The 25,970-nt window shown below is 67.7% G+C and carries 18 protein-coding genes and 2 pseudogenes; 15 read left to right on the plus strand and 5 right to left on the minus strand.

What is annotated here, in order from left to right:
• Positions 1-103 precede the first annotated feature (103 nt).
• From secE to ACIP2X_RS31820, 9 genes are all read left to right on the plus strand, one after another.
• Positions 104-385 carry a preprotein translocase subunit SecE gene (secE, locus tag ACIP2X_RS31780; RefSeq protein ID WP_401679706.1) on the plus strand — a complete coding sequence of 94 codons (282 nt, stop codon included), beginning with the start codon at positions 104-106 and terminating at the stop codon, positions 383-385.
• Positions 386-463: 78 nt separating this feature from the next.
• A complete protein-coding gene (gene nusG, locus ACIP2X_RS31785) occupies positions 464-1,306 on the plus strand; it encodes a transcription termination/antitermination protein NusG (RefSeq protein WP_401679709.1) in 843 nt (280 codons plus the stop codon).
• A 166-nt stretch (positions 1,307-1,472) separates the two neighbouring features.
• On the plus strand, positions 1,473-1,907 hold the full coding sequence (rplK, locus tag ACIP2X_RS31790; RefSeq protein WP_033528316.1) for a 50S ribosomal protein L11: 435 nt from the start codon (positions 1,473-1,475) through the stop codon (positions 1,905-1,907).
• A gap of 76 nt (positions 1,908-1,983) precedes the next feature.
• Complete coding sequence (gene rplA, locus ACIP2X_RS31795; protein ID WP_399895389.1) at positions 1,984-2,709, plus strand: 50S ribosomal protein L1; 726 nt, start codon at positions 1,984-1,986, stop codon at positions 2,707-2,709.
• A gap of 222 nt (positions 2,710-2,931) precedes the next feature.
• Positions 2,932-3,909: a hypothetical protein gene (locus tag ACIP2X_RS31800; RefSeq protein WP_401679714.1), complete on the plus strand. Its 978-nt coding sequence runs from the start codon at positions 2,932-2,934 to the stop codon at positions 3,907-3,909.
• Positions 3,910-4,199: 290 nt separating this feature from the next.
• Positions 4,200-4,730, plus strand: a complete 531-nt coding sequence (gene rplJ / locus ACIP2X_RS31805) for a 50S ribosomal protein L10 (protein ID WP_381276453.1) — start codon at positions 4,200-4,202, stop codon at positions 4,728-4,730.
• 114 nt (positions 4,731-4,844) lie between these two features.
• Positions 4,845-5,234 (plus strand): 50S ribosomal protein L7/L12, encoded by a 390-nt coding sequence (rplL, locus tag ACIP2X_RS31810; protein ID WP_401679717.1) that lies wholly within the window; start codon positions 4,845-4,847, stop codon positions 5,232-5,234.
• 623 nt (positions 5,235-5,857) lie between these two features.
• Positions 5,858-9,343 carry a DNA-directed RNA polymerase subunit beta gene (gene rpoB / locus ACIP2X_RS31815; protein ID WP_401679720.1) on the plus strand — a complete coding sequence of 1,162 codons (3,486 nt, stop codon included), beginning with the start codon at positions 5,858-5,860 and terminating at the stop codon, positions 9,341-9,343.
• A gap of 101 nt (positions 9,344-9,444) precedes the next feature.
• Complete coding sequence (locus tag ACIP2X_RS31820; protein ID WP_401679723.1) at positions 9,445-13,344, plus strand: DNA-directed RNA polymerase subunit beta'; 3,900 nt, start codon at positions 9,445-9,447, stop codon at positions 13,342-13,344.
• A gap of 60 nt (positions 13,345-13,404) precedes the next feature.
• Here the strand turns inward: ACIP2X_RS31820 and ACIP2X_RS31825 are convergent, their stop codons facing one another.
• Both ACIP2X_RS31825 and ACIP2X_RS31830 read right to left on the minus strand, forming a co-directional pair.
• Positions 13,405-14,292, minus strand: a complete 888-nt coding sequence (locus tag ACIP2X_RS31825) for a prohibitin family protein (RefSeq protein WP_401679726.1) — start codon at positions 14,290-14,292, stop codon at positions 13,405-13,407.
• A gap of 135 nt (positions 14,293-14,427) precedes the next feature.
• Positions 14,428-15,738, minus strand: a complete 1,311-nt coding sequence (locus ACIP2X_RS31830) for a hypothetical protein (protein WP_401679729.1) — start codon at positions 15,736-15,738, stop codon at positions 14,428-14,430.
• 420 nt (positions 15,739-16,158) lie between these two features.
• On the opposite strand from ACIP2X_RS31830, the gene rpsL reads away from it, so the two are divergent.
• The 5 genes from rpsL to ACIP2X_RS31855 all read left to right on the plus strand — a co-directional run bounded on the left by rpsL (position 16,159) and on the right by ACIP2X_RS31855 (position 21,998).
• Positions 16,159-16,530, plus strand: a complete 372-nt coding sequence (rpsL, locus tag ACIP2X_RS31835) for a 30S ribosomal protein S12 (RefSeq protein WP_003948652.1) — start codon at positions 16,159-16,161, stop codon at positions 16,528-16,530.
• Positions 16,531-16,532: 2 nt separating this feature from the next.
• The gene (gene rpsG / locus ACIP2X_RS31840) at positions 16,533-17,003 is read left to right on the plus strand and encodes a 30S ribosomal protein S7 (protein WP_053759523.1); all 471 of its coding nucleotides are present in this window, start codon (positions 16,533-16,535) and stop codon (positions 17,001-17,003) included.
• A 39-nt stretch (positions 17,004-17,042) separates the two neighbouring features.
• On the plus strand, positions 17,043-19,169 hold the full coding sequence (gene fusA / locus ACIP2X_RS31845; RefSeq protein WP_401679733.1) for an elongation factor G: 2,127 nt from the start codon (positions 17,043-17,045) through the stop codon (positions 19,167-19,169).
• Between the two features lie 156 nt (positions 19,170-19,325).
• The gene (tuf, locus tag ACIP2X_RS31850) at positions 19,326-20,519 is read left to right on the plus strand and encodes an elongation factor Tu (RefSeq protein ID WP_401679735.1); all 1,194 of its coding nucleotides are present in this window, start codon (positions 19,326-19,328) and stop codon (positions 20,517-20,519) included.
• 300 nt (positions 20,520-20,819) lie between these two features.
• Complete coding sequence (locus tag ACIP2X_RS31855; RefSeq protein WP_401679738.1) at positions 20,820-21,998, plus strand: acyltransferase family protein; 1,179 nt, start codon at positions 20,820-20,822, stop codon at positions 21,996-21,998.
• 67 nt (positions 21,999-22,065) lie between these two features.
• Here the strand turns inward: ACIP2X_RS31855 and ACIP2X_RS31860 are convergent.
• Positions 22,066-22,260 (minus strand): annotated as a pseudogene (locus ACIP2X_RS31860) (carbohydrate-binding protein); the annotation flags it as partial.
• Positions 22,261-22,274: 14 nt separating this feature from the next.
• Positions 22,275-22,490, minus strand: a pseudogene (locus tag ACIP2X_RS31865) (LysR family transcriptional regulator); the annotation flags it as partial.
• A 185-nt stretch (positions 22,491-22,675) separates the two neighbouring features.
• On the opposite strand from ACIP2X_RS31865, the gene gdhA reads away from it, so the two are divergent.
• A complete protein-coding gene (gene gdhA / locus ACIP2X_RS31870) occupies positions 22,676-24,043 on the plus strand; it encodes an NADP-specific glutamate dehydrogenase (RefSeq protein ID WP_401679741.1) in 1,368 nt (455 codons plus the stop codon).
• A 93-nt stretch (positions 24,044-24,136) separates the two neighbouring features.
• On the opposite strand, the gene ACIP2X_RS31875 is transcribed toward gdhA, so the two are convergent.
• Positions 24,137-25,864 carry an NlpC/P60 family protein gene (locus tag ACIP2X_RS31875; protein ID WP_401679744.1) on the minus strand — a complete coding sequence of 576 codons (1,728 nt, stop codon included), beginning with the start codon at positions 25,862-25,864 and terminating at the stop codon, positions 24,137-24,139.
• Positions 25,865-25,970 lie beyond the last annotated feature (106 nt).

Below are 25,970 nucleotides of genomic sequence, written 5' to 3' on the forward strand. Positions count from 1 at the left end.
ACACACACCGCCAGGATGTGTGCGCAGGTACGTACAGCATTGCACCGCCGTGCGGCTCAAACCGGGCGCGGCACGGCCACGACCCGGGATCAGGTGAGGACGAATGACGGACGCCGTGGGCTCCATCGACACGCCTGATGCTCAGGATGAGGCACCGGAGAAGAAGACCCGCAAGGGTGGTAAGCGCGCCAAGAAGGGCCCGCTGAAGCGCCTCGCCCTCTTCTATCGGCAGATCGTCGCCGAACTCCGCAAGGTCGTCTGGCCCACCCGCACGCAGCTGACGCGATACACGACTGTCGTGATCATCTTCGTCGTCGTCATGATCGGACTGGTCACCGTGATTGACTATGGGCTCGACCACGCCGCCAAGTACGTCTTCGGCTGAGCCAAGAGCGAAGGGCGCCGGGACCCGGCGCCCCTTTCGCGTGTTCCACCCCTCTGTATCCAGGAAGAAGCAGCCACCGTGTCTGACCCGAACGTGAACGACGACGCCATCGAGCCGGTCGAGTCCGTGGAAGACGAGCTCGACATCGTCGAGGGTGCGGACGAGGACCTGGACCAGGCCGAGGCTGCCGACGCCGCAGCGGGTGAGCCCGCCGAGGAAGCCGCCGTGCACGTGGAGGACGAGCCCGAGGACGAGGCGGAGCCCGAGGACCAGGCCGCCGAGGAGGCCGAGCCGGAGCCCGAGCTCGACCCCATCCAGAAGCTCCGTGAGGAACTGCGGACCCTGCCCGGCGAGTGGTACGTGATCCACACCTACGCCGGTTACGAGAACCGCGTGAAGACCAACCTCGAGCAGCGCGCCGTCTCGCTGAACGTCGAGGACTACATCTTCCAGGCCGAGGTGCCGCAGGAAGAGGTCGTCCAGATCAAGAACGGCGACCGCAAGACCATCAAGCAGAACAAGCTGCCGGGCTACGTCCTGGTCCGCATGGACCTGACGAACGAGTCCTGGGGCGTCGTCCGCAACACCCCCGGTGTCACCGGCTTCGTGGGCAACGCCTACGACCCCTACCCGCTGACCCTGGACGAGATCGTCAAGATGCTCGCCCCGGAGGCGGAGGAGAAGGCCGCCCGCGAGGCAGCCGAGGCCGAGGGCAAGCCGGCGCCGCAGCGCAAGGTCGAGGTCCAGGTGCTGGACTTCGAGGTCGGCGACTCGGTCACCGTCACCGACGGCCCGTTCGCCACGCTGCAGGCCACGATCAACGAGATCAACCCCGACTCCAAGAAGGTCAAGGGTCTGGTGGAGATCTTCGGCCGGGAGACGCCGGTCGAGCTCTCGTTCGACCAGATCCAGAAGAACTGACCCTCTGGACATATCGCTTCCGCGCAGGTCAGGTGGGCTCTCGGAGCCTGTCTGACCTGCACGGTTTTTAGCCGCGCATCTATACCCGTTATCGTTGTGCGGTATGCCTTCTGCCGAGACGCGACTCGGCGGACGGTAGACCCGAATCGAAAGGACCCGGAGAGCTATGCCTCCCAAGAAGAAGAAGGTCACGGGGCTCATCAAGCTCCAGATCCAGGCCGGTGCCGCCAACCCGGCTCCGCCGGTCGGCCCCGCGCTGGGTCAGCACGGCGTCAACATCATGGAGTTCTGCAAGGCCTACAACGCGGCGACCGAGTCGCAGCGTGGCTGGGTCATCCCGGTGGAGATCACGGTCTACGAGGACCGCTCCTTCACCTTCGTGACCAAGACCCCGCCGGCCGCCAAGATGATCCTGAAGGCCGCGGGTATCGAGAAGGGCTCCGGCGAGCCGCACAAGACCAAGGTCGCCAAGATCACCGAGGCGCAGGTCCGCGAGATCGCCACCACCAAGATGCCCGACCTGAACGCCAACGACCTGGACGCCGCCGCGAAGATCATCGCCGGTACCGCGCGTTCCATGGGCGTCACGGTCGAGGGCTGAGCCCCAACCTCCCAGTGCAGTAGTGGCAGGGCCTGCTCGGCCTGGACCACAACTCCTCAGAATCCCAGGAGCAGTAGTGAGCAAGCGCAGCAAGTCTCTCCGCGCTGCGGACGCCAAGATCGACCGGGACAAGCTCTACGCCCCGCTCGAGGCCGTCCGTCTCGCCAAGGAGACCTCCACGACCAAGTTCGACGGCACCGTCGAGGTCGCCTTCCGTCTGGGTGTCGACCCGCGCAAGGCCGACCAGATGGTCCGTGGCACCGTGAACCTTCCGCACGGCACCGGTAAGACCGCCCGGGTCCTGGTCTTCGCGACCGGCGACCGTGCCGAGGCCGCGCGTGCCGCGGGCGCCGACATCGTCGGCGCCGACGAGCTGATCGACGAGGTGTCGAAGGGGCGTCTGGACTTCGACGCCGTCGTCGCCACCCCGGACCTCATGGGCAAGGTCGGCCGCCTCGGCCGTGTCCTCGGCCCGCGTGGTCTGATGCCGAACCCGAAGACCGGCACCGTGACCCCGGACGTGGCCAAGGCCGTGACCGAGATCAAGGGCGGCAAGATCGAGTTCCGTGTCGACAAGCACTCGAACCTGCACTTCATCATCGGCAAGTCGTCCTTCGACGACACGCAGCTGGTGGAGAACTACGGCGCGGCCCTGGAGGAGATCCTCCGTCTGAAGCCGTCCGCCGCCAAGGGTCGCTACATCAAGAAGGCCGCCATCACCACCACGATGGGCCCCGGCATTCCGGTCGACCCGAACCGCACCCGCAACCTCCTCGTCGAGGAGGACCCGGCCGCGGTCTGAGCCCTCAAGGCTCGCTGAAGTCGGTCACGGGCCCCGCACCTTCGAGGTGCGGGGCCCGTTCGCGTGTCCGCGGCGGCGACCGGGACTGTCACCGCGCCGTCGGGGCACCGGTAAATCCCAGGGGCCCTGTCGGACCCCTGGGATAGGCTCACAGCTCAATCAGAGACACGTGGTTCATACATGTGATCCAGGGTGTGCACAGACTTCCCGTGGGGGGAATCGATGAAGCTTTCCGCGCGCACGAGGAACAGGGCGGGGATCGCCGCGCTGGCGGCCCTGACGCTGGCCGGCGGAGCCGTCGGCTGTGGGGCCGGCAAGGGGGACGGGGCGTCCGGCTCGCGGAGCGTCCAGCAGGTCCTGACGGTGGCCTACGAGAAGACCGCCGAGGCCAAGTCCGCCAAGGTCGAGATGACCATGTCGATGCCCGCGGGCATGGACGGCGGCGGCGACATGACCATGTCCGGAGTGATGGGCTGGGACCCGACCGTCATGGACGTGACCATGAAGGGCTCCATGCTCGGCGCCGAGCCGGACATGCCCGAAGCGGTCCGCATGGTCTGGCGGGACGAGGTCATGTACATGGACATGGGTGACTCGGCCGCCCTGGAGATGGACGGCAAGAGCTGGATGAAGCTGGACCTCAAGGCCGCCGCCGAGGCCGCCGGGGACCCGGCCCTGACCCGCCAGATGACCTCCGGCCTGGACAACATGAACCAGAGCCCGGCCGAGCAGCTCGCCCTGCTCCTGGAGTCGCCCAACCTGAAGCACGTCGGCAGCGAGAAGGTCGACGGCGTGGACGCCGAGCACTACAAGGGCACGCTCACCGTCAAGGAGATGATGGAGAGCAACAAGAGCCTGGACTTCCTGGAGCCGGGGGACCGCAAGAAGCTCCTGGAGAACGTCGAGAAGTCCGGCATCAAGGGCTACGACACCGAGGTCTGGGTCAACGAGGACGACCTGCCGGTCCGGATGGACGTCACCATGACGTCGTCGGCCGGGGACGTCGACATGAGCATGAAGCTCTCCGACTACGGCGCCAAGGCCGAGGTGGAGGTGCCGCCGGCCGCGGAGACCTTCGACCTGTTCGAGATGCTCAAGGGGCTGGGCGAGGCCGCGAGCGGTGAGGGCGCCTTCGGCGAGGACGCCCCGGAGATGGATCTGAGTGGGCTGGAGGGCCTGGAGACCGGGTCCGAGTTCTAGCTGCTCCGGGACCGGATTTGCTTGACAGCGATCCGGTCCCGTACGCTTCCCCAGAAGCCAAAGACCGCTGGTCGTTGCCGTGCGCTCGTACGAGGGCGCGGTGGCCGAAGGATCCGCTGAACAGCGGACGACCCGCGCAGGTGACTGTGGAAGTGCTCCCGGAGTGCGTACGCCAGCGTATGCGCGGCCGGTCGAGTCCGCCCCGTGCGCCTGCGCCGGGGCGTTTCGTTTTTCCCAGTCCTCCTTCGGGTCCGCGCGGTCCGAATCACCCGGAAGGAGGCCGAGGCTCTATGGCGAGGCCCGACAAGGCTGCCGCGGTTGCCGAGCTGACGGACAAGTTCCGCAGCTCCAACGCCGCCGTGCTGACCGAGTACCGCGGTCTCACCGTGGCGCAGCTCAAGACGCTGCGTCGTTCGCTCGGTGAGAACGCCCAGTACGCCGTGGTGAAGAACACGCTGACCAAGATTGCGGCCAACGAGGCCGGGATCACGCTCGACGACCAGCTCTTCGCTGGTCCGACGGCCGTCGCCTTCGTCACCGGTGACCCGGTGGAGTCGGCGAAGGGTCTTCGTGACTTCGCCAAGGACAACCCGAACCTCATCATCAAGGGCGGTGTCCTTGACGGCAAGGCGTTGTCCGCCGATGAGATCAAGAAGCTTGCGGACCTCGAGTCCCGCGAGGTTCTGCTCAGCAAGCTGGCCGGTGCCTTCAAGGGGAAGCAGTCCCAGGCTGCCTCCGTCTTCCAGGCACTGCCGTCGAAGCTCGTCCGCACCGTGGACGCGCTGCGCGCCAAGCAGGCCGAGCAGGGCGGTGCCGAGTAACTCGGCTCGCACATTGACCGCCGCGGCCTGAACGCGACGGTCACAGCGGGCCAGACGTACGCCCGCCAGACATGTACATCCGGCACCAGCCGAATTAGTGGAAGGACCGCCATCATGGCGAAGCTGTCTCAGGAAGACCTGCTCGCGCAGTTCGAGGAGATGACCCTCATCGAGCTCTCCGAGTTCGTGAAGGCGTTCGAGGAGAAGTTCGACGTCACCGCCGCCGCGGCCGCCCCGGTCATGATGGCCGGCGGTGCCGCCGGCGGCGCTGCCGCCGAGGCCGTCGAGGAGAAGGACGAGTTCGACGTCGTCCTCACCGGCGCCGGTGACAAGAAGATCCAGGTCATCAAGGTCGTGCGTGAGCTCACCTCCCTGGGTCTGAAGGAGGCCAAGGACCTCGTGGACGGCGCCCCGAAGCCGGTTCTCGAGAAGGTCGCCAAGGACGCCGCGGAGAAGGCCGCCGAGGCCCTCAAGGGCGCCGGCGCCTCCGTCGAGGTCAAGTAAGACCTCTCGGGTCCCGCACGGACCCTCGCGCGCGCACCACGGCCCGTAGGCCGTGAACCGGCCCCCTGGGGCTGTAACGCGAACGCACCGAAGAGCGATCATCCATCCGGGTGGTCGCTCTTCGGCGTTCCGAGGGCCCGGCGGCGGCTGCCTTGCACCCGTGGATGCGAGGGGTAAGGTGATCTTCGTCGTGCCTCTCGGCGCCCCTGGTGGCGGGCTGCACGTGACGAGCGCAGCACCCCCGCTTGGGCATGGGGGCCTTGACGAACCGCACGCAGCGCGCAATTCTCAGGACGCGTCGTCACAAGGATCCGAATCCGAGGCATGGATCGACGGCGAAGAGGGCAGTATCACCGTGGCGTTGAGGGCGTGGCCTTGTCGCAGGGGTTGAGTACAACGAGGGCATCGAGGGTCTTCGAGAACCCGCACTGGACATCAGTGTGCCAAGTGGCTACACTGACCCTTTGCGCTGCCTGTTAGCTGTCCCCTGCCCGTCACCAGGGGCATGCCCTCGCTTGAGCACCGACGATCGGACCGTCCCTGACCTGGGACTATCTGTCTCTGTGCATCGGTGAGGGGCCGGTACGCGCGTAGTGAGTCCGAGCCCTCGGAAGGACCCCCTCTTGGCCGCCTCGCGCAACGCCTCGACCGCGAATACGAACAACGGCGCCAGCACTGCCCCGCTGCGCATCTCTTTTGCAAAGATCAAGGAGCCTCTCGAGGTTCCGAACCTGCTCGCGCTGCAGACCGAGAGCTTCGACTGGCTGCTCGGCAACACGGCCTGGCAGAGTCGGGTCGAGGAGGCTCTGGAGAACGGTCAGGACGTCCCCACCAAGTCCGGGCTCGAGGAGATCTTCGAGGAGATCTCCCCGATCGAGGACTTCAGCGGGTCGATGTCGCTGACGTTCCGCGACCACCGCTTCGAGCCGCCGAAGAACTCGATCGACGAGTGCAAGGAGCGTGACTTCACCTACGCGGCTCCGCTCTTCGTCACCGCCGAGTTCACCAACAACGAGACCGGCGAGATCAAGTCCCAGACGGTCTTCATGGGCGACTTCCCGCTCATGACGAACAAGGGCACCTTCGTCATCAACGGCACCGAGCGTGTCGTGGTGTCCCAGCTGGTCCGTTCGCCGGGTGTCTACTTCGACTCCTCCATCGACAAGACGTCCGACAAGGACATCTTCTCCGCCAAGATCATCCCGTCCCGGGGTGCCTGGCTGGAGATGGAGATCGACAAGCGCGACATGGTCGGTGTCCGTATCGACCGCAAGCGCAAGCAGTCCGTCACCGTCCTCCTGAAGGCGCTCGGCTGGACCACCGAGCAGATCCTCGAGGAGTTCGGCGAGTACGAGTCGATGCGCGCCACCCTGGAGAAGGACCACACCCAGGGCCAGGACGACGCGCTGCTCGACATCTACCGCAAGCTGCGTCCGGGCGAGCCCCCCACCCGCGAGGCCGCGCAGACGCTGCTGGAGAACCTGTACTTCAACCCCAAGCGCTACGACCTCGCCAAGGTCGGCCGCTACAAGGTCAACAAGAAGCTGGGTACGGACACGCAGCTCGACGCCGGCGTCCTGACCGTCGAGGACATCATCGCGACGATCAAGTACCTGGTGAAGCTGCACGCCGGTGAGACCGAGACCGTCGGCGAGTCGGGCCGCTCGATCATCGTCGAGACCGACGACATCGACCACTTCGGCAACCGTCGTATCCGCAGCGTCGGCGAGCTGATCCAGAACCAGGTCCGTACGGGTCTCGCCCGTATGGAGCGCGTCGTGCGCGAGCGCATGACCACCCAGGACGTCGAGGCGATCACGCCGCAGACCCTGATCAACATCCGGCCGGTCGTCGCCTCCATCAAGGAGTTCTTCGGCACCAGCCAGCTGTCGCAGTTCATGGACCAGAACAACCCGCTGTCGGGCCTGACGCACAAGCGTCGTCTCAACGCCCTCGGCCCGGGTGGTCTGTCCCGTGAGCGGGCCGGCTTCGAGGTCCGTGACGTCCACCCCTCGCACTACGGCCGCATGTGCCCGATCGAGACGCCCGAAGGCCCGAACATCGGCCTGATCGGCTCGCTCGCCTCGTACGGCCGGGTCAACGCGTTCGGTTTCGTCGAGACGCCGTACCGCAAGGTCGTCGAGGGCCGGGTTTCCGACGACGTCGACTACCTAACGGCCGACGAGGAGGACCGCTTCGTCATCGCGCAGGCCAACGCCACGCTCAACGACGACATGCGGTTCGTCGAGAACCGCGTGCTGGTCCGCCGCCGTGGCGGCGAGGTCGACTACGTCGCCGGTGACGACGTGGACTACATGGACGTCTCGCCGCGCCAGATGGTGTCGGTCGCGACCGCCATGATCCCCTTCCTGGAGCACGACGACGCCAACCGTGCCCTCATGGGCGCGAACATGATGCGTCAGGCCGTTCCGCTGATCCAGGCGGAGTCCCCGCTCGTCGGCACCGGCATGGAGTACCGCTCCGCCGTCGACGCCGGCGACGTGGTCAAGGCCGAGAAGGACGGTGTGGTCCAGGAGGTCTCCGCGGACTACATCACCACCGCCAACGACGACGGCACGTACATCACGTACCGCCTGGCCAAGTTCTCCCGGTCCAACCAGGGCACCTCGGTCAACCAGAAGGTCATCGTCAACGAGGGCGACCGCATCGTCACGGGCCAGGTGCTCGCCGACGGTCCGGCCACCGAGAACGGCGAGATGGCCCTGGGCAAGAACCTGCTCGTGGCGTTCATGCCGTGGGAGGGTCACAACTACGAGGACGCGATCATCCTGTCGCAGCGCCTCGTGCAGGACGACGTCCTCTCCTCGATCCACATCGAGGAGCACGAGGTCGACGCCCGTGACACCAAGCTCGGCCCCGAGGAGATCACCCGGGACATCCCGAACGTCTCCGAGGAGGTCCTCGCCGACCTCGACGAGCGCGGAATCATCCGTATCGGTGCCGAGGTCGTCGCAGGCGACATCCTCGTCGGCAAGGTCACGCCCAAGGGTGAGACCGAGCTGACGCCGGAGGAGCGCCTGCTGCGCGCGATCTTCGGTGAGAAGGCCCGTGAGGTCCGTGACACCTCGCTGAAGGTCCCGCACGGCGAGATCGGCAAGGTCATCGGCGTCCGCGTCTTCGACCGCGAGGAGGGCGACGAGCTTCCCCCCGGTGTGAACCAGCTGGTGCGCGTGTACGTGGCGCAGAAGCGCAAGATCACCGACGGTGACAAGCTCGCCGGCCGCCACGGCAACAAGGGCGTCATCTCGAAGATCCTCCCGATCGAGGACATGCCGTTCCTCGAGGACGGAACCCCGGTCGACATCATCCTCAACCCGCTCGGTGTGCCGTCCCGAATGAACCCGGGACAGGTTCTGGAGATCCACCTGGGCTGGCTCGCCAGCCGTGGCTGGGACGTCTCCGGTCTCGCCGACGAGTGGGCCGAGCGTCTGCAGGCGATCGGCGCCGACAGCGTCGAGCCCGGCACCAACGTCGCCACCCCGGTCTTCGACGGTGCGCGTGAGGACGAGCTCGCCGGTCTGCTGGAGCACACGATCCCGAACCGCGACGGCGAGCGCATGGTGCTCCCGAGCGGCAAGGCACCGCTGTTCGACGGCCGCTCGGGTGAGCCGTTCCCGGAGCCGATCTCGGTCGGCTACATGTACATCCTCAAGCTCCACCACCTGGTCGACGACAAGCTGCACGCCCGTTCGACCGGTCCGTACTCGATGATCACCCAGCAGCCGCTGGGTGGTAAGGCCCAGTTCGGTGGCCAGCGGTTCGGCGAGATGGAGGTGTGGGCGCTGGAGGCTTACGGCGCCGCGTACGCCCTCCAGGAGCTGCTGACCATCAAGTCCGACGACGTCACCGGCCGCGTGAAGGTCTACGAGGCCATCGTCAAGGGCGAGAACATCCCTGAGCCCGGCATCCCCGAGTCCTTCAAGGTGCTCATCAAGGAGATGCAGTCCCTGTGCCTCAACGTGGAGGTGCTGTCCAGCGACGGCATGTCCATCGAGATGCGTGACACCGACGAGGACGTCTTCCGCGCAGCGGAGGAGCTCGGCATCGACCTGTCCCGGCGCGAGCCGAGCAGCGTCGAAGAGGTCTGACGGAGTCCGGCGGGCCCTCTGAACACCCACAGAAGGCCCGCCGACCCCGGGACCCCGTTTCAGACCCCATGACTTACGACCCTGAGAGGGATTGACGCATAGTGCTCGACGTCAACTTCTTCGACGAGCTCCGGATCGGCCTGGCCACCGCTGACGACATCCGTCAGTGGAGCCACGGCGAGGTCAAGAAGCCCGAGACCATCAACTACCGCACCCTCAAGCCCGAGAAGGACGGACTCTTCTGCGAGAAGATCTTCGGTCCGACCCGGGACTGGGAGTGCTACTGCGGCAAGTACAAGCGCGTTCGCTTCAAGGGCATCATCTGTGAGCGCTGTGGCGTCGAGGTCACGCGCGCCAAGGTGCGCCGTGAGCGGATGGGCCACATCGAGCTGGCCGCTCCCGTCACGCACATCTGGTACTTCAAGGGCGTTCCGTCGCGGCTGGGCTACCTGCTCGACCTCGCCCCGAAGGACCTGGAGAAGGTCATCTACTTCGCCGCGTACATGATCACGTACGTGGACGAGGAGCGCCGTACGCGCGACCTGCCCTCGCTGGAGGCCCACGTCTCCGTCGAGCGTCAGCAGATCGAGCAGCGCCGCGACGCCGACCTGGAGGCCCGCGCCAAGAAGCTCGAGACCGACCTGGCCGAGCTGGAGGCCGAGGGCGCCAAGTCCGACGTGCGCCGCAAGGTGCGCGAGGGTGCCGAGCGTGAGATGAAGCAGCTGCGCGACCGCGCGCAGCGCGAGATCGACCGTCTCGACGAGGTGTGGAACCGGTTCAAGAACCTCAAGGTCCAGGACCTGGAGGGCGACGAGCTGCTCTACCGCGAGCTGCGTGACCGCTTCGGCACGTACTTCGACGGCTCGATGGGTGCCGCGGCGCTGCAGAAGCGCCTGGAGTCCTTCGACCTCGACGAGGAGGCCGAGCGTCTCCGCGAGATCATCCGCACCGGCAAGGGCCAGAAGAAGACCCGCGCGCTCAAGCGCCTGAAGGTCGTCTCCGCGTTCCTGCAGACCAGCAACAGCCCCAAGGGCATGGTGCTCGACTGCGTGCCGGTCATCCCGCCGGACCTGCGTCCGATGGTGCAGCTGGACGGTGGCCGCTTCGCGACCTCCGACCTGAACGACCTGTACCGCCGTGTGATCAACCGGAACAACCGGCTGAAGCGGCTTCTCGACCTCGGCGCGCCCGAGATCATCGTGAACAACGAGAAGCGCATGCTCCAGGAGGCCGTCGACGCGCTGTTCGACAACGGCCGTCGCGGCCGCCCGGTCACCGGTCCCGGCAACCGCCCGCTGAAGTCCCTCAGCGACATGCTGAAGGGCAAGCAGGGTCGTTTCCGTCAGAACCTGCTCGGCAAGCGTGTGGACTACTCCGCGCGTTCCGTGATCGTCGTCGGTCCGCAGCTGAAGCTGCACCAGTGCGGTCTGCCGAAGGCGATGGCGCTGGAGCTGTTCAAGCCGTTCGTGATGAAGCGCCTGGTCGACCTGAACCACGCGCAGAACATCAAGAGCGCCAAGCGCATGGTCGAGCGCGGCCGCACCGTGGTGTACGACGTCCTCGAAGAGGTCATCGCCGAGCACCCGGTGCTGCTGAACCGTGCGCCCACCCTGCACCGCCTCGGCATCCAGGCCTTCGAACCGCAGCTGGTCGAGGGCAAGGCCATCCAGATCCACCCGCTCGTCTGCACCGCGTTCAACGCGGACTTCGACGGTGACCAGATGGCCGTGCACCTGCCGCTGTCCGCGGAGGCGCAGGCCGAGGCCCGCATCCTGATGCTGTCCTCGAACAACATCCTCAAGCCCGCCGACGGCCGTCCGGTGACGATGCCGACCCAGGACATGGTGCTGGGTCTGTACTTCCTCACCACGGACGCCGAGGGCCGCGACATCAAGGGCACCGACCGTCCGTTCTCCTCGGTCGCCGAGGCGATCATGGCGTTCGACGCCGGCGAGCTGTCGCTGCAGGCGCCCGTCGACATCCGCTTCCCGGTGGGCACCATCCCGCCGCGTGGCTGGGTGCCGCCGGTCCGCGAGGAGGGTGAGCCGGAGTGGCAGCAGGGTGACAGCTTCACGCTGAAGACCACGCTGGGCCGTGCGCTCTTCAACGAGCTGCTGCCCGAGGACTACCCGTTCGTCGACTACGAGGTCGGCAAGAAGCAGCTCTCCCAGATCGTCAACGACCTGGCCGAGCGCTACCCGAAGGTCATCGTGGCGGCGACGCTCGACAACCTGAAGGCGGCCGGCTTCTTCTGGGCCACCCGTTCCGGTGTCACCGTGGCCATCTCCGACGTCGTCGTTCCCGAGGCGAAGAAGGAGATCGTCAAGGGCTACGAGGCGCAGGACGAGAAGGTCCAGAAGCAGTACGAGCGCGGTCTGATCACCAAGGACGAGCGCACGCAGGAGCTCATCGCGATCTGGACCAAGGCGACCAACGAGGTCGCCGAGGCGATGAACGAGAACTTCCCGAAGACCAACCCGATCTTCATGATGGTGAACTCGGGTGCACGAGGCAACATGATGCAGATGCGTCAGATCGCCGGTATGCGTGGTCTCGTGTCGAACGCCAAGAACGAGACGATCCCGCGTCCGATCAAGGCCTCGTTCCGTGAGGGTCTGTCCGTGCTGGAGTACTTCATCTCCACGCACGGTGCCCGTAAGGGTCTGGCGGACACCGCTCTGCGTACCGCCGACTCGGGTTACCTCACCCGTCGTCTGGTCGACGTCTCGCAGGACGTCATCATCCGCGAGGAGGACTGCGGCACCGACCGTGGTCTGCGGCTGTCGATCGCCGAGCGTGGCGGCGACGGCGCGCTGCTCAAGGCGGAGGACGTCGAGACGTCGGTGTACGCGCGCTGCCTCGCCGAGGACATCGTCGTGGACGGCAAGGTGCTGGCCCCGGCCGGCACCGACCTGGGCGACGTGCTCATCGACGAGCTGATCCGGCACGGTGTCTCCGAGGTCAAGACCCGCTCGGTCCTGACCTGCGAGTCCGCCGTCGGCACCTGCGCCATGTGCTACGGCCGCTCGCTGGCCACCGGCAAGCTGGTCGACATCGGTGAGGCGGTCGGCATCATCGCCGCCCAGTCCATCGGTGAGCCCGGTACCCAGCTGACGATGCGTACCTTCCACACCGGTGGTGTGGCCGGTGACGACATCACCCAGGGTCTGCCGCGTGTCGTCGAGCTCTTCGAGGCCCGTACCCCGAAGGGTGTCGCCCCGATCTCCGAGGCCTCCGGCCGCGTGCGGATCGAGGAGACCGAGAAGACCAAGAAGCTCGTCATCACCCCGGACGACGGCAGCGACGAGACGGCGTTCCCGATCTCGAAGCGTGCCCGGCTCCTGGTCGGCGAGGGCGAGCACGTCGAGGTGGGCCAGAAGCTCACCGTGGGTGCCACCAACCCGCACGACGTGCTGCGCATCCTGGGTCAGCGTGCCGTCCAGGTCCACCTGGTCGGCGAGGTCCAGAAGGTCTACAACTCGCAGGGTGTGTCGATCCACGACAAGCACATCGAGATCATCATCCGGCAGATGCTCCGCCGTGTGACGATCATCGAGTCCGGCGACGCCGAGCTGCTGCCCGGCGAGCTGGTCGAGCGCTCGAAGTTCGAGACCGAGAACCGTCGTGTGGTCCAGGAGGGCGGTCACCCGGCCTCCGGTCGTCCGCAGCTGATGGGTATCACCAAGGCCTCGCTGGCGACCGAGTCGTGGCTGTCGGCGGCGTCCTTCCAGGAGACGACCAGGGTCCTGACGGACGCGGCGATCAACGCCAAGTCCGACTCCCTGATCGGCCTCAAGGAGAACGTCATCATCGGTAAGCTCATCCCGGCCGGTACGGGTCTGTCCCGCTACCGCAACATCCGGGTGGAGCCGACCGAGGAGGCCAAGGCCGCGATGTACTCGGCCGTCGGCTACGACGACATCGACTACTCGCCGTTCGGCACGGGCTCCGGCCAGGCCGTGCCGCTGGAGGACTACGACTACGGTCCGTACAACCAGTAAGCGAGTCGCATGAGTCGAGGGGCGGTCCCGTTCGGGGCCGCCCCTCGGGCGTTCGCTCGGCTAGTTCTTGGTGCCGTCCACGATGACCGGGGTGCCGTCGGCGCCCGTGCCGCACGGCACCGCGTAGACCGGGTTGGCCCGGGAGGCCTCCTTGAAGGCCTCCAGGCACTGGTTGTAGAGCACCTTGTCGCTGAGCGAGCGGTCGATGATCTTGTTGGCGCGGGCGATGCCCTCCGCCTCGATCCGCTTGCGCTCGGCCTCGGCCTTGGCCGTCCGCGCCGCCTCGGTGGCCCGCTGGGTGTCCTGCTCCTGCTGGATCTTCTTGTCGATCTGCTCCTGGAGCTTCTCGGAGGGCTTCACGTTGCGCAGGTTGACGGCCGTGACGTCGATGCCGCGCGGTGCCAGGCGCTCCTTGACCAGGGCGGCGATCTCCGCGCTGATCTGCTCGCGGGCGGAGGCGTACCCCTCCTCGCTGGTGTGCTGTGCGAAGACGTTGCGGATGATCTCGCGGCTGTCCGGCAGCACCAGCCGCTCCTGGACCGCTTCCTCACTGCCCGCCAGCCGGTACAGCTCGACCGACTTCGCCGGCACCACGGCCCACTTGATCGTGACGTCCGCGTAGAGCACGCCGCCCTGGGAGGAGCGGACCTCGACCACGTCCTTGTCGTAGAGGTTGAGGTCGACCGGACGGGTCGAGAAGGCCGTCACGTCGGTGAACGGTGACTTGAAGTGGATGCCGGAGGTCAGCGGCTTGCCGATCTTTCCGAAGGTCACCGGCACACCGACCTCGTAGGCGGTCACGACATGGACGCAGGCGAAGACGCCGGCCAGCAGGCCCGCCACGGCGCTCAGCGCCGCTCCCAGCTTCCAGCCTCCCTCGGCACGGGCACGGCCGATGAAGAAGGCGACGATCGCCGCTATGAGCAGCAGGATGGACAGCACGAACACGGTTTTCCCCCTCCGGAACACGGGTCCGCGCCCCTCCCCGGGCGCGGTCGGCAGCGCAGCCTAGCCGTCGGGTGATCGCGCCGAGGGGATACCGGGTGAACAGCCGCCCGGACATATGTCCTGATCGTGCGACGCCTACGGGATGCCCAGTTCGAACAGCACGAAGTGCGCGTACCAGCCCGACGCCGGGGCCGCGGTCGCGAAGAAGACCGTCAGCACCGGCCAGGAGAGCCGGCTCATGGCGGCGGCGGGGGCGAGCAGAAGGGGGAAGCAGGGCAGCAGATAGCGCGAGGTGTTGCCGAAGATCTGCTGGGTCCCCAGGACACTGACGACGCTGGCGAGCGTGTACGCGACGAGGACCAGCGGCGGCCGCTTGCGCAGCATCAGCACGATCAGGAAGGGCAGCGCCAGGACGAGTTGGAACGCGAGGAGGTCCGGCACGGAGAAGGCGAAGATGTAGTCGTGCTTCCCGATCGCCGTGTTGCCCAGTACGTCCAGGGTGTACGCGCCGAAGTCGAAGAAGTGCAGCCAGCCGTCGCGCTGGAGCGTGAAGTACGCCGTCAGCTCGCCCATGCTGAGCCCGACCCAGACGACGTAGGTGAGCAGGCCGAGCGGCGCGGCGCACATGGCGTACACGGGCCCCGCCACACCGTGCTTGCGCCGTCCCTCCCGGCGGGCCAGCGTCACCAGCGCGGCGAGCCCCACGGCGCCGATGAGCGCGGCGGAGGTGGGGCGGTTCAGGCCGGCCACGAAGGCGAGCAGCCCGGCGGCGACCCAGCGGCCCTTCATCACGCAGTAGCAGCACCAGGCGGCGATCGCCACGAACACGGACTCGGAGTACACCGCCCACTCGACGCCCGAGCCGGGCGCCACCGCCCACAGACCCGCGGCGATGGTGCCCGCCCGGGCTCCCGCGAGCAGCGAGATCACGGCGTAGATCCCGGCGGCCGCGACGAATGAGGCGATCACCGAGACGAGGATCCCGGAGCCGTACAGCCCGAGCCCGGTCACTTCGGAGGTGCCGCGGATCAGTCCGGGGTAGAGGGGGAAGAACGCGACGGAGTTCTGCTCGACCGTGAACATCCCGCCGGGATCCAGCCGCCGCAGCGGCCCGGGGTCGTATCCCTTCTCGGCGACCTGGAGGTACCACCAGCCGTCCCAGGTGGCGAGGACGTCCCACCAGTGGGCGCCGCCGCCGAAGCGCGGGTTCTTCTCCCGGTACTCGCCGGAGGCCATGAGCAGGATGGCGAAGACGACGGTGCCGACGAGCTTGGTGGCGCCGTAGAGGAGGAGGGGGGCGCCGTAGGGCCGCAGCCCGTCCGGGACCCTCGGGGGCCAGGAGACCCGCGGTATCCGGGGGAGCGGCATCCGTGAGGTGCGGGACGCCCCGTCGGGCTCCCCGGACACGGGGGAATCCGTCGCCTCGGAACTGGCGGCCGTGCTCATGACTGTGGTCCCCCTCCGGCCCGATCACCGGGCCCCGGGCGGGGGGCGTCACAGTCCGGGTGATCGCGAAACATCTGCCATAAGATCCCCACAGCGTCGCACATGTGTGCAAGCCCCAGGGGCTCGGGTGCGGCCGTGCTCGGCCGAACAGGATATTTGGCGTGGTCAGTGCCGCCCGGTGGGCGACGGGCATTTGTTTTGACCGCAGCGTATGCGGTAGGTACGCTCAGACCTTGTGCCTGGGGTGTGCCCTGGCTTCCGTGCGTGCCTTCAACCGCACGGGGTCCGAGAGCGGCCACCGTAATCTGCGCTTCCTGCTGCCTCGCGGTGGGGGTCCGCGGGATTCGACACACCCGACCGCGTGGGTCGGCGACGTTCCAGGTTAGCTGTACCTATCGGCACACAGAAACCGGAGAAGTAGTGCCTACGATCCAGCAGCTGGTCCGTAAGGGCCGGCAGGACAAGGTCGAGAAGAACAAGACGCCCGCACTCGAGGGTTCCCCTCAGCGCCGGGGCGTCTGCACGCGTGTGTTCACGACCACCCCGAAGAAGCCGAACTCGGCCCTGCGTAAGGTCGCGCGTGTGCGTCTGACCAGTGGGATCGAGGTCACCGCTTACATTCCGGGTGAGGGACACAACCTGCAGGAGCACTCCATCGTGCTCGTGCGCGGCGGCCGTGTGAAGGACCTGCCGGGTGTTCGCTACAAGATCATCCGCGGCTCGCTCGACACCCAGGGTGTCAAGAACCGCAAGCAGGCCCGCAGCCGCTACGGCGCCAAGAAGGAGAAGTAAGAATGCCTCGTAAGGGCCCCGCCCCGAAGCGCCCGGTCATCATCGACCCGGTCTACGGTTCTCCTCTGGTGACCTCCCTCATCAACAAGGTGCTGCTGAACGGCAAGCGCTCCACCGCCGAGCGCATCGTCTACGGCGCCATGGAGGGCCTGCGTGAGAAGTCGGGCAACGACCCGGTCATCACGCTGAAGCGCGCGCTCGAGAACATCAAGCCGACCCTTGAGGTCAAGTCCCGCCGTGTCGGTGGCGCCACCTACCAGGTGCCGGTCGAGGTCAAGCCCGGCCGCGCCAACACCCTGGCGCTGCGCTGGCTGGTCGGTTACTCCCGCGCCCGTCGCGAGAAGACCATGACCGAGCGTCTCCTCAACGAGCTTCTCGACGCCTCGAACGGCCTCGGTGCGGCCGTGAAGAAGCGCGAGGACACCCACAAGATGGCCGAGTCCAACAAGGCCTTCGCGCACTACCGCTGGTAGTCGCAGACCCCATCGAGACCGAGAGAAGACTGAAGCCTTATGGCTACCACTTCACTTGACCTGGCCAAGGTCCGCAACATCGGGATCATGGCCCATATCGACGCGGGCAAGACGACCACCACCGAGCGGATCCTCTTCTACACCGGCGTCAGCTACAAGATCGGTGAGGTCCACGACGGCGCTGCCACCATGGACTGGATGGAGCAGGAGCAGGAGCGTGGCATCACGATCACCTCTGCTGCCACCACCTGTCACTGGCCGCTCGAGGACAACGACTACACGATCAACATCATCGACACCCCGGGGCACGTCGACTTCACCGTCGAGGTGGAGCGTTCGCTGCGCGTCCTCGACGGTGCCGTGACGGTGTTCGACGGTGTCGCCGGTGTCGAGCCGCAGTCCGAGACGGTGTGGCGTCAGGCCGACCGTTACGGCGTGCCGCGGATCTGCTTCGTCAACAAGCTGGACCGTACCGGCGCCGAGTTCCACCGCTGCGTGGACATGATCTCGGACCGCCTTGGCGCCCAGCCGCTCGTCATGCAGCTTCCGATCGGTGCCGAGGCCGACTTCAAGGGTGTCGTGGACCTGGTCCGCATGAAGGCGCTCGTGTGGTCCGCCGAGGCGGCGAAGGGCGAGATGTACGACGTCGTCGACATCCCGGCCACGCACACCGAGGCCGCCGAGGAGTGGCGCGGCAAGCTGGTCGAGGCCGTCGCGGAGAACGACGAAGAGGTCATGGAGCTGTACCTGGAGGGCGAGGAGCCCACCGAGGAGCAGCTGTACGCCGCGATCCGTCGCATCACCATCGCGTCCGGCAAGTCCGACGGCACCACGGTCACCCCGGTGTTCTGTGGCACCGCGTTCAAGAACAAGGGCGTCCAGCCCCTGCTCGACGCGGTCGTGCGCTACCTGCCGACCCCGCTCGACGTCGAGGCCATCGAGGGCCACGACGTCAAGGACCCCGAGGTCGTCGTCAAGCGCAAGCCCTCGGACGACGAGCCGCTGTCCGCGCTCGCGTTCAAGATCATGAGCGACCCGCACCTGGGCAAGCTCACCTTCGTCCGGATCTACTCCGGTCGCCTGGAGTCCGGCACCGCGGTGCTGAACTCGGTCAAGGGCAAGAAGGAGCGCATCGGCAAGATCTACCGCATGCACGCGAACAAGCGTGAGGAGATCGACTCGGTGGGCGCCGGCGACATCGTCGCCGTCATGGGCCTCAAGCAGACCACCACCGGTGAGACGCTGAGCGACGACAAGAACCCGGTCATCCTGGAGTCCATGGACTTCCCGGCGCCGGTCATCCAGGTCGCCATCGAGCCCAAGTCCAAGGGTGACCAGGAGAAGCTGGGTGTCGCCATCCAGCGTCTCGCGGAGGAGGACCCCTCCTTCCAGGTTCACTCGGACGAGGAGACCGGCCAGACCATCATCGGTGGCATGGGCGAGCTGCACCTCGAGGTGCTGGTCGACCGTATGCGCCGTGAGTTCAAGGTCGAGGCCAACGTCGGCAAGCCGCAGGTCGCCTACCGCGAGACGATCCGCAAGGCCGTCGAGCGCGTGGACTACACCCACAAGAAGCAGACCGGTGGTACCGGTCAGTTCGCCAAGGTGCAGATCGCGATCGAGCCCATCGAGGGCGGCGACGCCTCGTACGAGTTCGTGAACAAGGTGACCGGTGGTCGCATCCCGAAGGAGTACATCCCTTCGGTCGACGCCGGTGCGCAGGAGGCCATGCAGTTCGGCATCCTCGCCGGCTACGAGATGACGGGCGTCCGCGTCACGCTTCTCGACGGTGCCTACCACGAGGTCGACTCCTCCGAACTCGCGTTCAAGATCGCCGGTTCGCAGGCCTTCAAGGAGGCCGCGCGCAAGGCCAGCCCCGTGCTGCTCGAGCCGATGATGGCCGTCGAGGTCACCACGCCCGAGGACTACATGGGTGAGGTCATCGGCGACATCAACTCCCGCCGTGGTCAGATCCAGGCCATGGAGGAGCGGGCCGGTGCCCGCGTCGTGAAGGGCCTCGTGCCCCTTTCGGAGATGTTCGGCTACGTCGGGGACCTCCGCAGCAAGACGTCGGGTCGCGCAAGCTACTCGATGCAGTTCGACTCCTACGCCGAGGTTCCGCGGAACGTCGCCGAGGAGATCATCGCGAAGGCCAAGGGCGAGTAACGCACCGCGTTCATACGCCGTAGGCTTGACTCCGGAGCCTCTCGGGGCATTCACCCGCAATCCTGGATGAATGCCCCGGGGCCCGGGACTTAACAGCAAAGATCACCTGGCGCCGATGAAGTAAGGCGTACAGAACCACTCCACAGGAGGACCCCAGTGGCGAAGGCGAAGTTCGAGCGGACTAAGCCGCACGTCAACATCGGCACCATCGGTCACATCGACCACGGTAAGACGACCCTCACGGCCGCCATTACCAAGGTGCTGCACGACGCGTACCCGGACCTGAACGAGGCCACCCCGTTCGACAACATCGACAAGGCGCCGGAAGAGCGTCAGCGCGGTATCACCATCTCCATCGCGCACGTCGAGTACCAGACCGAGGCGCGTCACTACGCCCACGTCGACTGCCCTGGTCACGCGGACTACATCAAGAACATGATCACCGGTGCCGCGCAGATGGACGGCGCGATCCTGGTGGTCGCCGCCACCGACGGCCCGATGCCGCAGACCAAGGAGCACGTGCTCCTGGCCCGCCAGGTCGGCGTGCCGTACATCGTGGTCGCCCTGAACAAGGCCGACATGGTGGACGACGAGGAGATCCTGGAGCTCGTCGAGCTCGAGGTCCGTGAGCTGCTCTCCGAGTACGAGTTCCCGGGCGACGACCTGCCGGTCGTCAAGGTCTCCGCGCTCAAGGCCCTCGAGGGCGAGAAGGAGTGGGTCGACTCCGTCCTCAACCTGATGAAGGCTGTCGACGAGTCCGTCCCGCAGCCCGAGCGTGACGTCGACAAGCCGTTCCTGATGCCGATCGAGGACGTCTTCACGATCACCGGTCGCGGTACGGTCGTCACCGGCCGTATCGAGCGTGGTGTCCTCAAGGTCAACGAGACCGTCGACATCATCGGCATCAAGACCGAGAAGACCACCACCACGGTCACCGGCATCGAGATGTTCCGCAAGCTGCTCGACGAGGGCCAGGCCGGTGAGAACGTCGGTCTGCTGCTTCGCGGCATCAAGCGCGAGGACGTCGAGCGCGGCCAGTGCATCATCAAGCCGGGCTCGGTCACCCCGCACACCGAGTTCGAGGCCCAGGCCTACATCCTGTCGAAGGACGAGGGTGGTCGTCACACCCCCTTCTTCAACAACTACCGTCCGCAGTTCTACTTCCGTACGACGGACGTGACCGGCGTGGTGACCCTCCCCGAGGGCACCGAGATGGTCATGCCGGGTGACAACACCGAGATGACGGTGGAGCTCATCCAGCCCGTCGCCATGGAAGAGGGCCTGAAGTTCGCCATCCGTGAGGGTGGCCGGACCGTGGGCGCCGGCCAGGTCACCAAGATCACCAAGTAAGTCCGCTTGCTTGAGGGTCGCCTGACCTGAAAAGGCCTGAAGGGGCCCGTACGACTTCGGTCGTACGGGCCCCTTTGCCGTGCCCGGCCGCGCTCGAACAACCGGAAGGTTGTCCCGCTCCTGAGTGAAACCTGGTCGAACACTGTGCGGCGGAATGGCGAGAGTTACGGCAACTTCCCTGTGCGCACGGGGGGATTGTTCTTTTCTGTCCCCGTGGGGCGGAAAGTACCGACGTAGCGTGAAGCGTCGTTCAGTGGCCGTCGGGCCCCGAGTCTCTCCCGAGGATGGCTAGGACTCCTGATGCAGGGTGCGCGCAGCGGATTGTCGATACCTATGCCGGTCGCGGTGGCCGAACGCCCGCCGCAGCCGCTGGGCGCGCCGAAGGTGGACACCTCGGCCCGGGCCCGCCGGCAGCGGCCCCGGCTGTACGTGGTCGACGGCATCCGGCTCGTCGCCGCCCTGATGGTCGTGCTGCACCACTTCGTCGGCACCCGGCGGGCGAACGGCGCCGGCAACATCATCTGGGACCGCCCGGTGTCGGAGCTGATGCCGACCGTGTTCCGCGTCGCCTCCTTCGGCTGGATAGGCGTCGAGATCTTCTTCGTGATCAGCGGTTTCGTCATCTGCATGTCCTGCTGGGGCCGGACGCCGAAGGACTTCTTCGTCTCCCGCGTGATCCGCCTCTACCCGGCCTACTGGTTCGCCGTCCTCTTCACGACGGCCGTGCTGGTGCTGCTGCCGGGGGTGCAGGAACGGCTGCGGCTGCGGGAGATCCTGTTCAACCTGACGATGCTGCAGTCCGGTTCGAAGGTCCCGAACGTCGACCCCGTGTACTGGACGCTCTGGTCGGAGCTCCGCTTCTACCTGCTGTTCCTCGTCGTCGTCGCCATGGGTCTGACGTACCGCCGGGTCGTCGTGTTCTGCTGCGTCTGGGGCGCCGCGGCGATGCTGGCCCCGATCTCCAAGTTCCCGCTGCTGACGCTGGTCGCCGACCCGAGCGCCGCCTGGTACTTCATCGCGGGTCTCGCCCTGTACCTCATGCACCGCTTCGGCCAGGACCTGCTGCTGTGGGGCATCCTCGCGATGTCCTGGCTGATGGGGCAGCTGGAGCTGGGGGAGCGCGTCGAGTACGAACAGGTCAGCAGCTGGCGCGGGGCGGTCGTCATCTTCACCGTCTTCATGCTGCTGATGGTGGGCATCGCCCTCGGCTGGACCGACCGGATCCGCTGGAAGTGGCTGGTGACGGCGGGCAGTCTGACGTATCCGCTGTACCTCATGCACTACCTCGCGGGCATAGTGCTCATCCATCACCTCCGAGGCACGATGGATCCCCGGCTCCTGGTCGCGAGTCTGATCGCAGGGTTCCTGGTGCTGAGCTGGCTGGTGCACCGTCTCGTGGAGCGACCGGTGGCGCGGGCGCTGAAGAAGGGGCTGGAGTCCTCGTTCGTACGGCTGCGGAGTTTCCAGCGGGCGGCGTGACGGCGTCGGGCCCGGGTGCCCCGTGCGTGCACCCGGACCCGCTCACCGCTCACTTCGTCTCACTTCGTCAGGCGCGCTGCCACAGCGCCGGTACGTTCAGGGGCTCCCAGCCCGGCTGGGCCTGGTGTCCTTGCAGACAGCGGTAGGGCTCGCCGGGGTCGCCCGGATCACCCGGGTCCGTCGTGGTCCTCAGGGTGAGGCCGTAGTTCTCGAGCAGCGGGTTGATCGGCTGGAAGAAGGTCGTACCACCGGCGGCGCAGTTGCACCCGAGCCGCCGACACGGGTGCGTTCGAGGACGAGTTCACCGAGCGCCGTCGCCCGCACTCCGTGCCGGCCCCGTTCGAAGAGCTCGCCTCCCAGGGCCCGCTCGATGCGCTTGAGCTGTGCGCTCAACGCGGGCTGCGCGAGCCCGAGGGCCGTGGCCGCCCGGGTGAGACTCCCGGCGTCGGCGATGGCCCGGACCGTCCTGAGATGGCGCAGCTCCAGCTCCATGAGCCGAGCTTGCGGCGGGGGAGGAGCAGGGCAGGAGGTTGGTGCAGACCAATTGGGGAGGTCTTGGGGCGGTCTTCCGGCGCGCGATCGGGTATCCCTGGCAGCAGGCCTCGTGCGTCCTGAACGCGCGGGTCGGGCAGGCCGTACCAGCGGTCGTGCCGGAGGAACCGGATGAAAGGGAGCCCGTGACGAAGCGACGCGACGAGAGCAGGACGACGGACACGCTGAACCGCCTCCGCGCGGAGATCGAGGACCGCAACCCCGCCCAGCCGGAGTTCCTCCAGGCCGTCGCCGAGGTGCTGGACACGCTGGCACCCGTGCTGGCGGACCGCCCGGAGTACGCCGACGCGGGGCTGGTGGAACGGCTGTGCGAGCCGGAGCGGCAGATCGTCTTCCGGGTGCCGTGGCAGGACGACCGGGGCCGGGTCCACGTCAACCGGGGCTTTCGCGTGGAGTTCAACAGCGCCCTCGGCCCGTACAAGGGCGGTCTGCGCTTCCACCCCTCGGTGAATCTCGGCATCGTCAAGTTCCTGGGCTTCGAACAGGTCTTCAAGAACGCGCTGACCGGCCTCGGCATCGGCGGCGGAAAGGGCGGCAGCGACTTCGACCCGCGGGGGCGCAGCGACGCGGAGGTCATGCGGTTCTGCCAGTCCTTCATGACGGAACTGCACCGCCACATCGGCGCCCACACGGACGTGCCGGCGGGTGACATCGGCGTCGGCGGCCGGGAGATCGGCTACCTCTTCGGCCAGTACCGCCGTATCACCAACCGCTGGGAGGCCGGCGTGCTCACCGGCAAGGGCCCGGGCTGGGGCGGCTCGCTGATCCGCCCGGAGGCGACGGGGTACGGGAACGTCCTGTTCACGGCGGCGATGCTGCGGGAGCGCGGGGAGGACCTGGAGGGCCAGACCGTGGTGGTGTCGGGCTCGGGGAACGTCGCTATCCACACCGTCGAGAAGCTGACGGCCCTCGGCGCCAACCCGCTCACCTGCTCGGACTCCTCCGGTTACGTGGTCGACGAGAAGGGTGTCGACCTGGAGCTGCTACGGCAGGTCAAGGAGGTCGAGCGGGCCCGGATCGCCACCTACGCGCAACGCCGCGGCGCCTCCGCGCGGTTCGTGCCGGACGGCCGGGTCTGGGAGGTGCCGGCCGACGTCGCCCTGCCGTCCGCGACCCAGAACGAACTCGACGAGAAGGACGCCGCGGCCCTGATCCGCAACGGCGTGAAGGCGGTCTCGGAGGGCGCGAACATGCCGGCGACCCCGGGTGCCGTCCAGTTGTTCCGGCAGGCCGGGGTCGCCTTCGGCCCCGCCAAGGCGGCGAACGCCGGCGGCGTGGCGGTCAGCGCCCTGGAGATGGCCCAGAACGCCTCCCGTACGGCCTGGCCCGCGGCCCGTGTCGAGGAGGAGCTCGCCCGCGTCATGACCGACATCCACACCACCTGCCGTGAGACCGCCGCCCGCTACGGCAGCCCCGGCGACTACGTGACGGGCGCGAACATCGCGGGCTTCGAACGGGTGGCGGAGGCGATGATCGCGCAGGGGGTCATCTGAGAGGCGCGGGGGCAAGGTGGGGCGGCCGGCCGAGCGGAGTCAGCTGCGCGCGGCCGGCCGGGCGCAGCCACGTACGCGGCCGTCCGCGCCGGGTCAGAGGCGGTGGACCGTGTGCAGCGTGGTCGCGTACGTGCCCGTGCCGTCCAGGAGCGACGCGCCGCCGAGGTCGGACATCGTCGGGCCGTCGACCGTCTTGCGGCTGGAGAGGAAGCGGCGGCCGCCCGCCGTGTCCTTGCCGAGGTAGATCCCGACGTGGTCGACCGTCACCGTGGCGTTGTCGTCGCCGGAGTCGGCGTTGAACAGGACCAGGTCGCCGGGCTGGAGCTGGGACGCGGCGGGCGGCTTCGTTCCGTCGGTACGGTCGACACGGACGCCGGGCGCGTGGTCGGACATGTCGCGGGACCTGCGCGGTATCCGGGTGCCGGAGGTGTCCTCGCCGGCGGCCAGCGGCACGCCCATGTGGAAGCCGTACACCATCCGCGTGTAGCCCGAGCAGTCCAGATTGCCCACCTGCCGGGTGGACGGGCCGGTGTGGGTGCCGTCGGGGAAGGTCCAGCCGAGGTTCATGTACTCGTGGAAGTCCGCCCCCTCGTAGCGGTTGCCCTGCGGGTCCAGGTAGCCGTACCCGGACTCCCCGAGGACCTGCCTGCCCTCGGCCGGTCCGGAGCCGGCGGTGACCGCGGGCGCGCCGGTGAGGAACATCGCCGCGTGCGCCAGGACGTCCGGCGCGGTCGAACCGGCCCAGCCCCGGACCGTTTCCTCGACCTCCGGCGTCCAGGTCCCGTCGAAGGGCTGCGGCAGTACGCGCACCCAGTCGCGATGGGTGACCGTCGGCGGTGCCGCCCACCGCGCGGCGCTCACCTCGAAGTGGCCGACGAGCAGCCGGACCGGCAGGTTGGTGCAGCCGTCGCCCGCGAGCGCGCGCAGGCCGACCCGCCCCTTGCCGAAGGTGGGATCGCTGACGTCGGCCGTCCAGGCGGAGGGCTCCGTACCGGCCGAGCGCCAGGCCTTCACGCGGATACGGGTGCCCTCGCGGCGTACCCGGATCGTCCAGTCGGTGCCCGCGGGGACGCCGGTGGCGAGGGTGACGGCGGTGGTCAGCTGGGTGACCGCGTCGGCGACCTCCTTCTCGATGCGCAGTTCGACCGCGCCGGTGGTGAGGAAGGAGAGCCGGGCCCGGTAGTTGTCGTGGGTGTCCTGGTAGCCGAACGACAGTGCGTAGGAGCAGGCCTGGCCGGTGGGCACCTTGTCGAACCGGGCCACGGAGCGGACGTCCACGTCCGTGAGCTCACCGTCCCGCACGGTCGCGTGCCGGCTGGCGTAGTCCGTGGTCAGGGCGATGACACCGGCGCCCGGCTGCACCGAGTAGTCCCCGTCGGCCGGGCCGAGCGTGGACCAGCTCCCGCCGCCGGGGGAGTTGCCCCAGGAGTCCTGCAACGTGCGCCCGAAGTCGTCGGCGAAGGGCTTCTTGTCCTCCGTGAACGTCCGCTCCGGGCCGGGCAGTACGACGGTCCGGGCCCCGTGCGTCAGCAGCGCGACACGCCGGCCCGCCGAGGTCACCTCGGTGCGGGCCGGGGTCCCCGGCAGCACGGTCGCGGTGAGCGGCGTGGCCAGCGTCACCTGCGTGAAGTAGGAGGCGTCCAGCGGCGGCATCGCCACCGAGGACCGGGCCGGACCCGGACCGGCGGGCGCGGCGAACGGCTCGACGGCGTGGACCGGTTCGGCGGCCCGCGCCGGGGCGGCGGCGAGAGCGCCGAGCGGGACGGAGGCGGCCGAGGCCGCGAGGGCGGCGAGCAGGCCGCGCCGTGAGGTGATCGACATGCCGACCATGATCACGTCACGCCGGTCGCGGAAGACAGCCCTCCGCCCGACCGGCTCGCCCGGGGCGGCGCCGGGGCCCTTGCCGGGGGCCGCACCTGATCGGCGT

Origin of the sequence: Streptomyces sp. NPDC089424, from assembly GCF_044749345.1 — a bacterium.
Classification (GTDB): Bacteria; Actinomycetota; Actinomycetes; order Streptomycetales; family Streptomycetaceae; genus Streptomyces.

What these genes read in the sequence shown, in the direction of transcription:
- secE (WP_401679706.1), top strand. Translation starts at nt 104, where the DNA reads ATGACGGACGCCGTGGGCTCCATCGACACGCCTGATGCTCAGGATGAG.
- fusA (WP_401679733.1), top strand. Translation starts at nt 17,043, where the DNA reads ATGGCTACCACTTCACTTGACCTGGCCAAGGTCCGCAACATCGGGATC.
- ACIP2X_RS31875 (WP_401679744.1), bottom strand. Translation starts at nt 25,864, where the DNA reads ATGTCGATCACCTCACGGCGCGGCCTGCTCGCCGCCCTCGCGGCCTCG.
- rplK (WP_033528316.1), top strand. Translation starts at nt 1,473, where the DNA reads ATGCCTCCCAAGAAGAAGAAGGTCACGGGGCTCATCAAGCTCCAGATC.
- ACIP2X_RS31830 (WP_401679729.1), bottom strand. Translation starts at nt 15,738, where the DNA reads ATGAGCACGGCCGCCAGTTCCGAGGCGACGGATTCCCCCGTGTCCGGG.
- ACIP2X_RS31855 (WP_401679738.1), top strand. Translation starts at nt 20,820, where the DNA reads ATGCAGGGTGCGCGCAGCGGATTGTCGATACCTATGCCGGTCGCGGTG.
- rplL (WP_401679717.1), top strand. Translation starts at nt 4,845, where the DNA reads ATGGCGAAGCTGTCTCAGGAAGACCTGCTCGCGCAGTTCGAGGAGATG.
- rplJ (WP_381276453.1), top strand. Translation starts at nt 4,200, where the DNA reads ATGGCGAGGCCCGACAAGGCTGCCGCGGTTGCCGAGCTGACGGACAAG.
- ACIP2X_RS31800 (WP_401679714.1), top strand. Translation starts at nt 2,932, where the DNA reads ATGAAGCTTTCCGCGCGCACGAGGAACAGGGCGGGGATCGCCGCGCTG.
- rpsG (WP_053759523.1), top strand. Translation starts at nt 16,533, where the DNA reads ATGCCTCGTAAGGGCCCCGCCCCGAAGCGCCCGGTCATCATCGACCCG.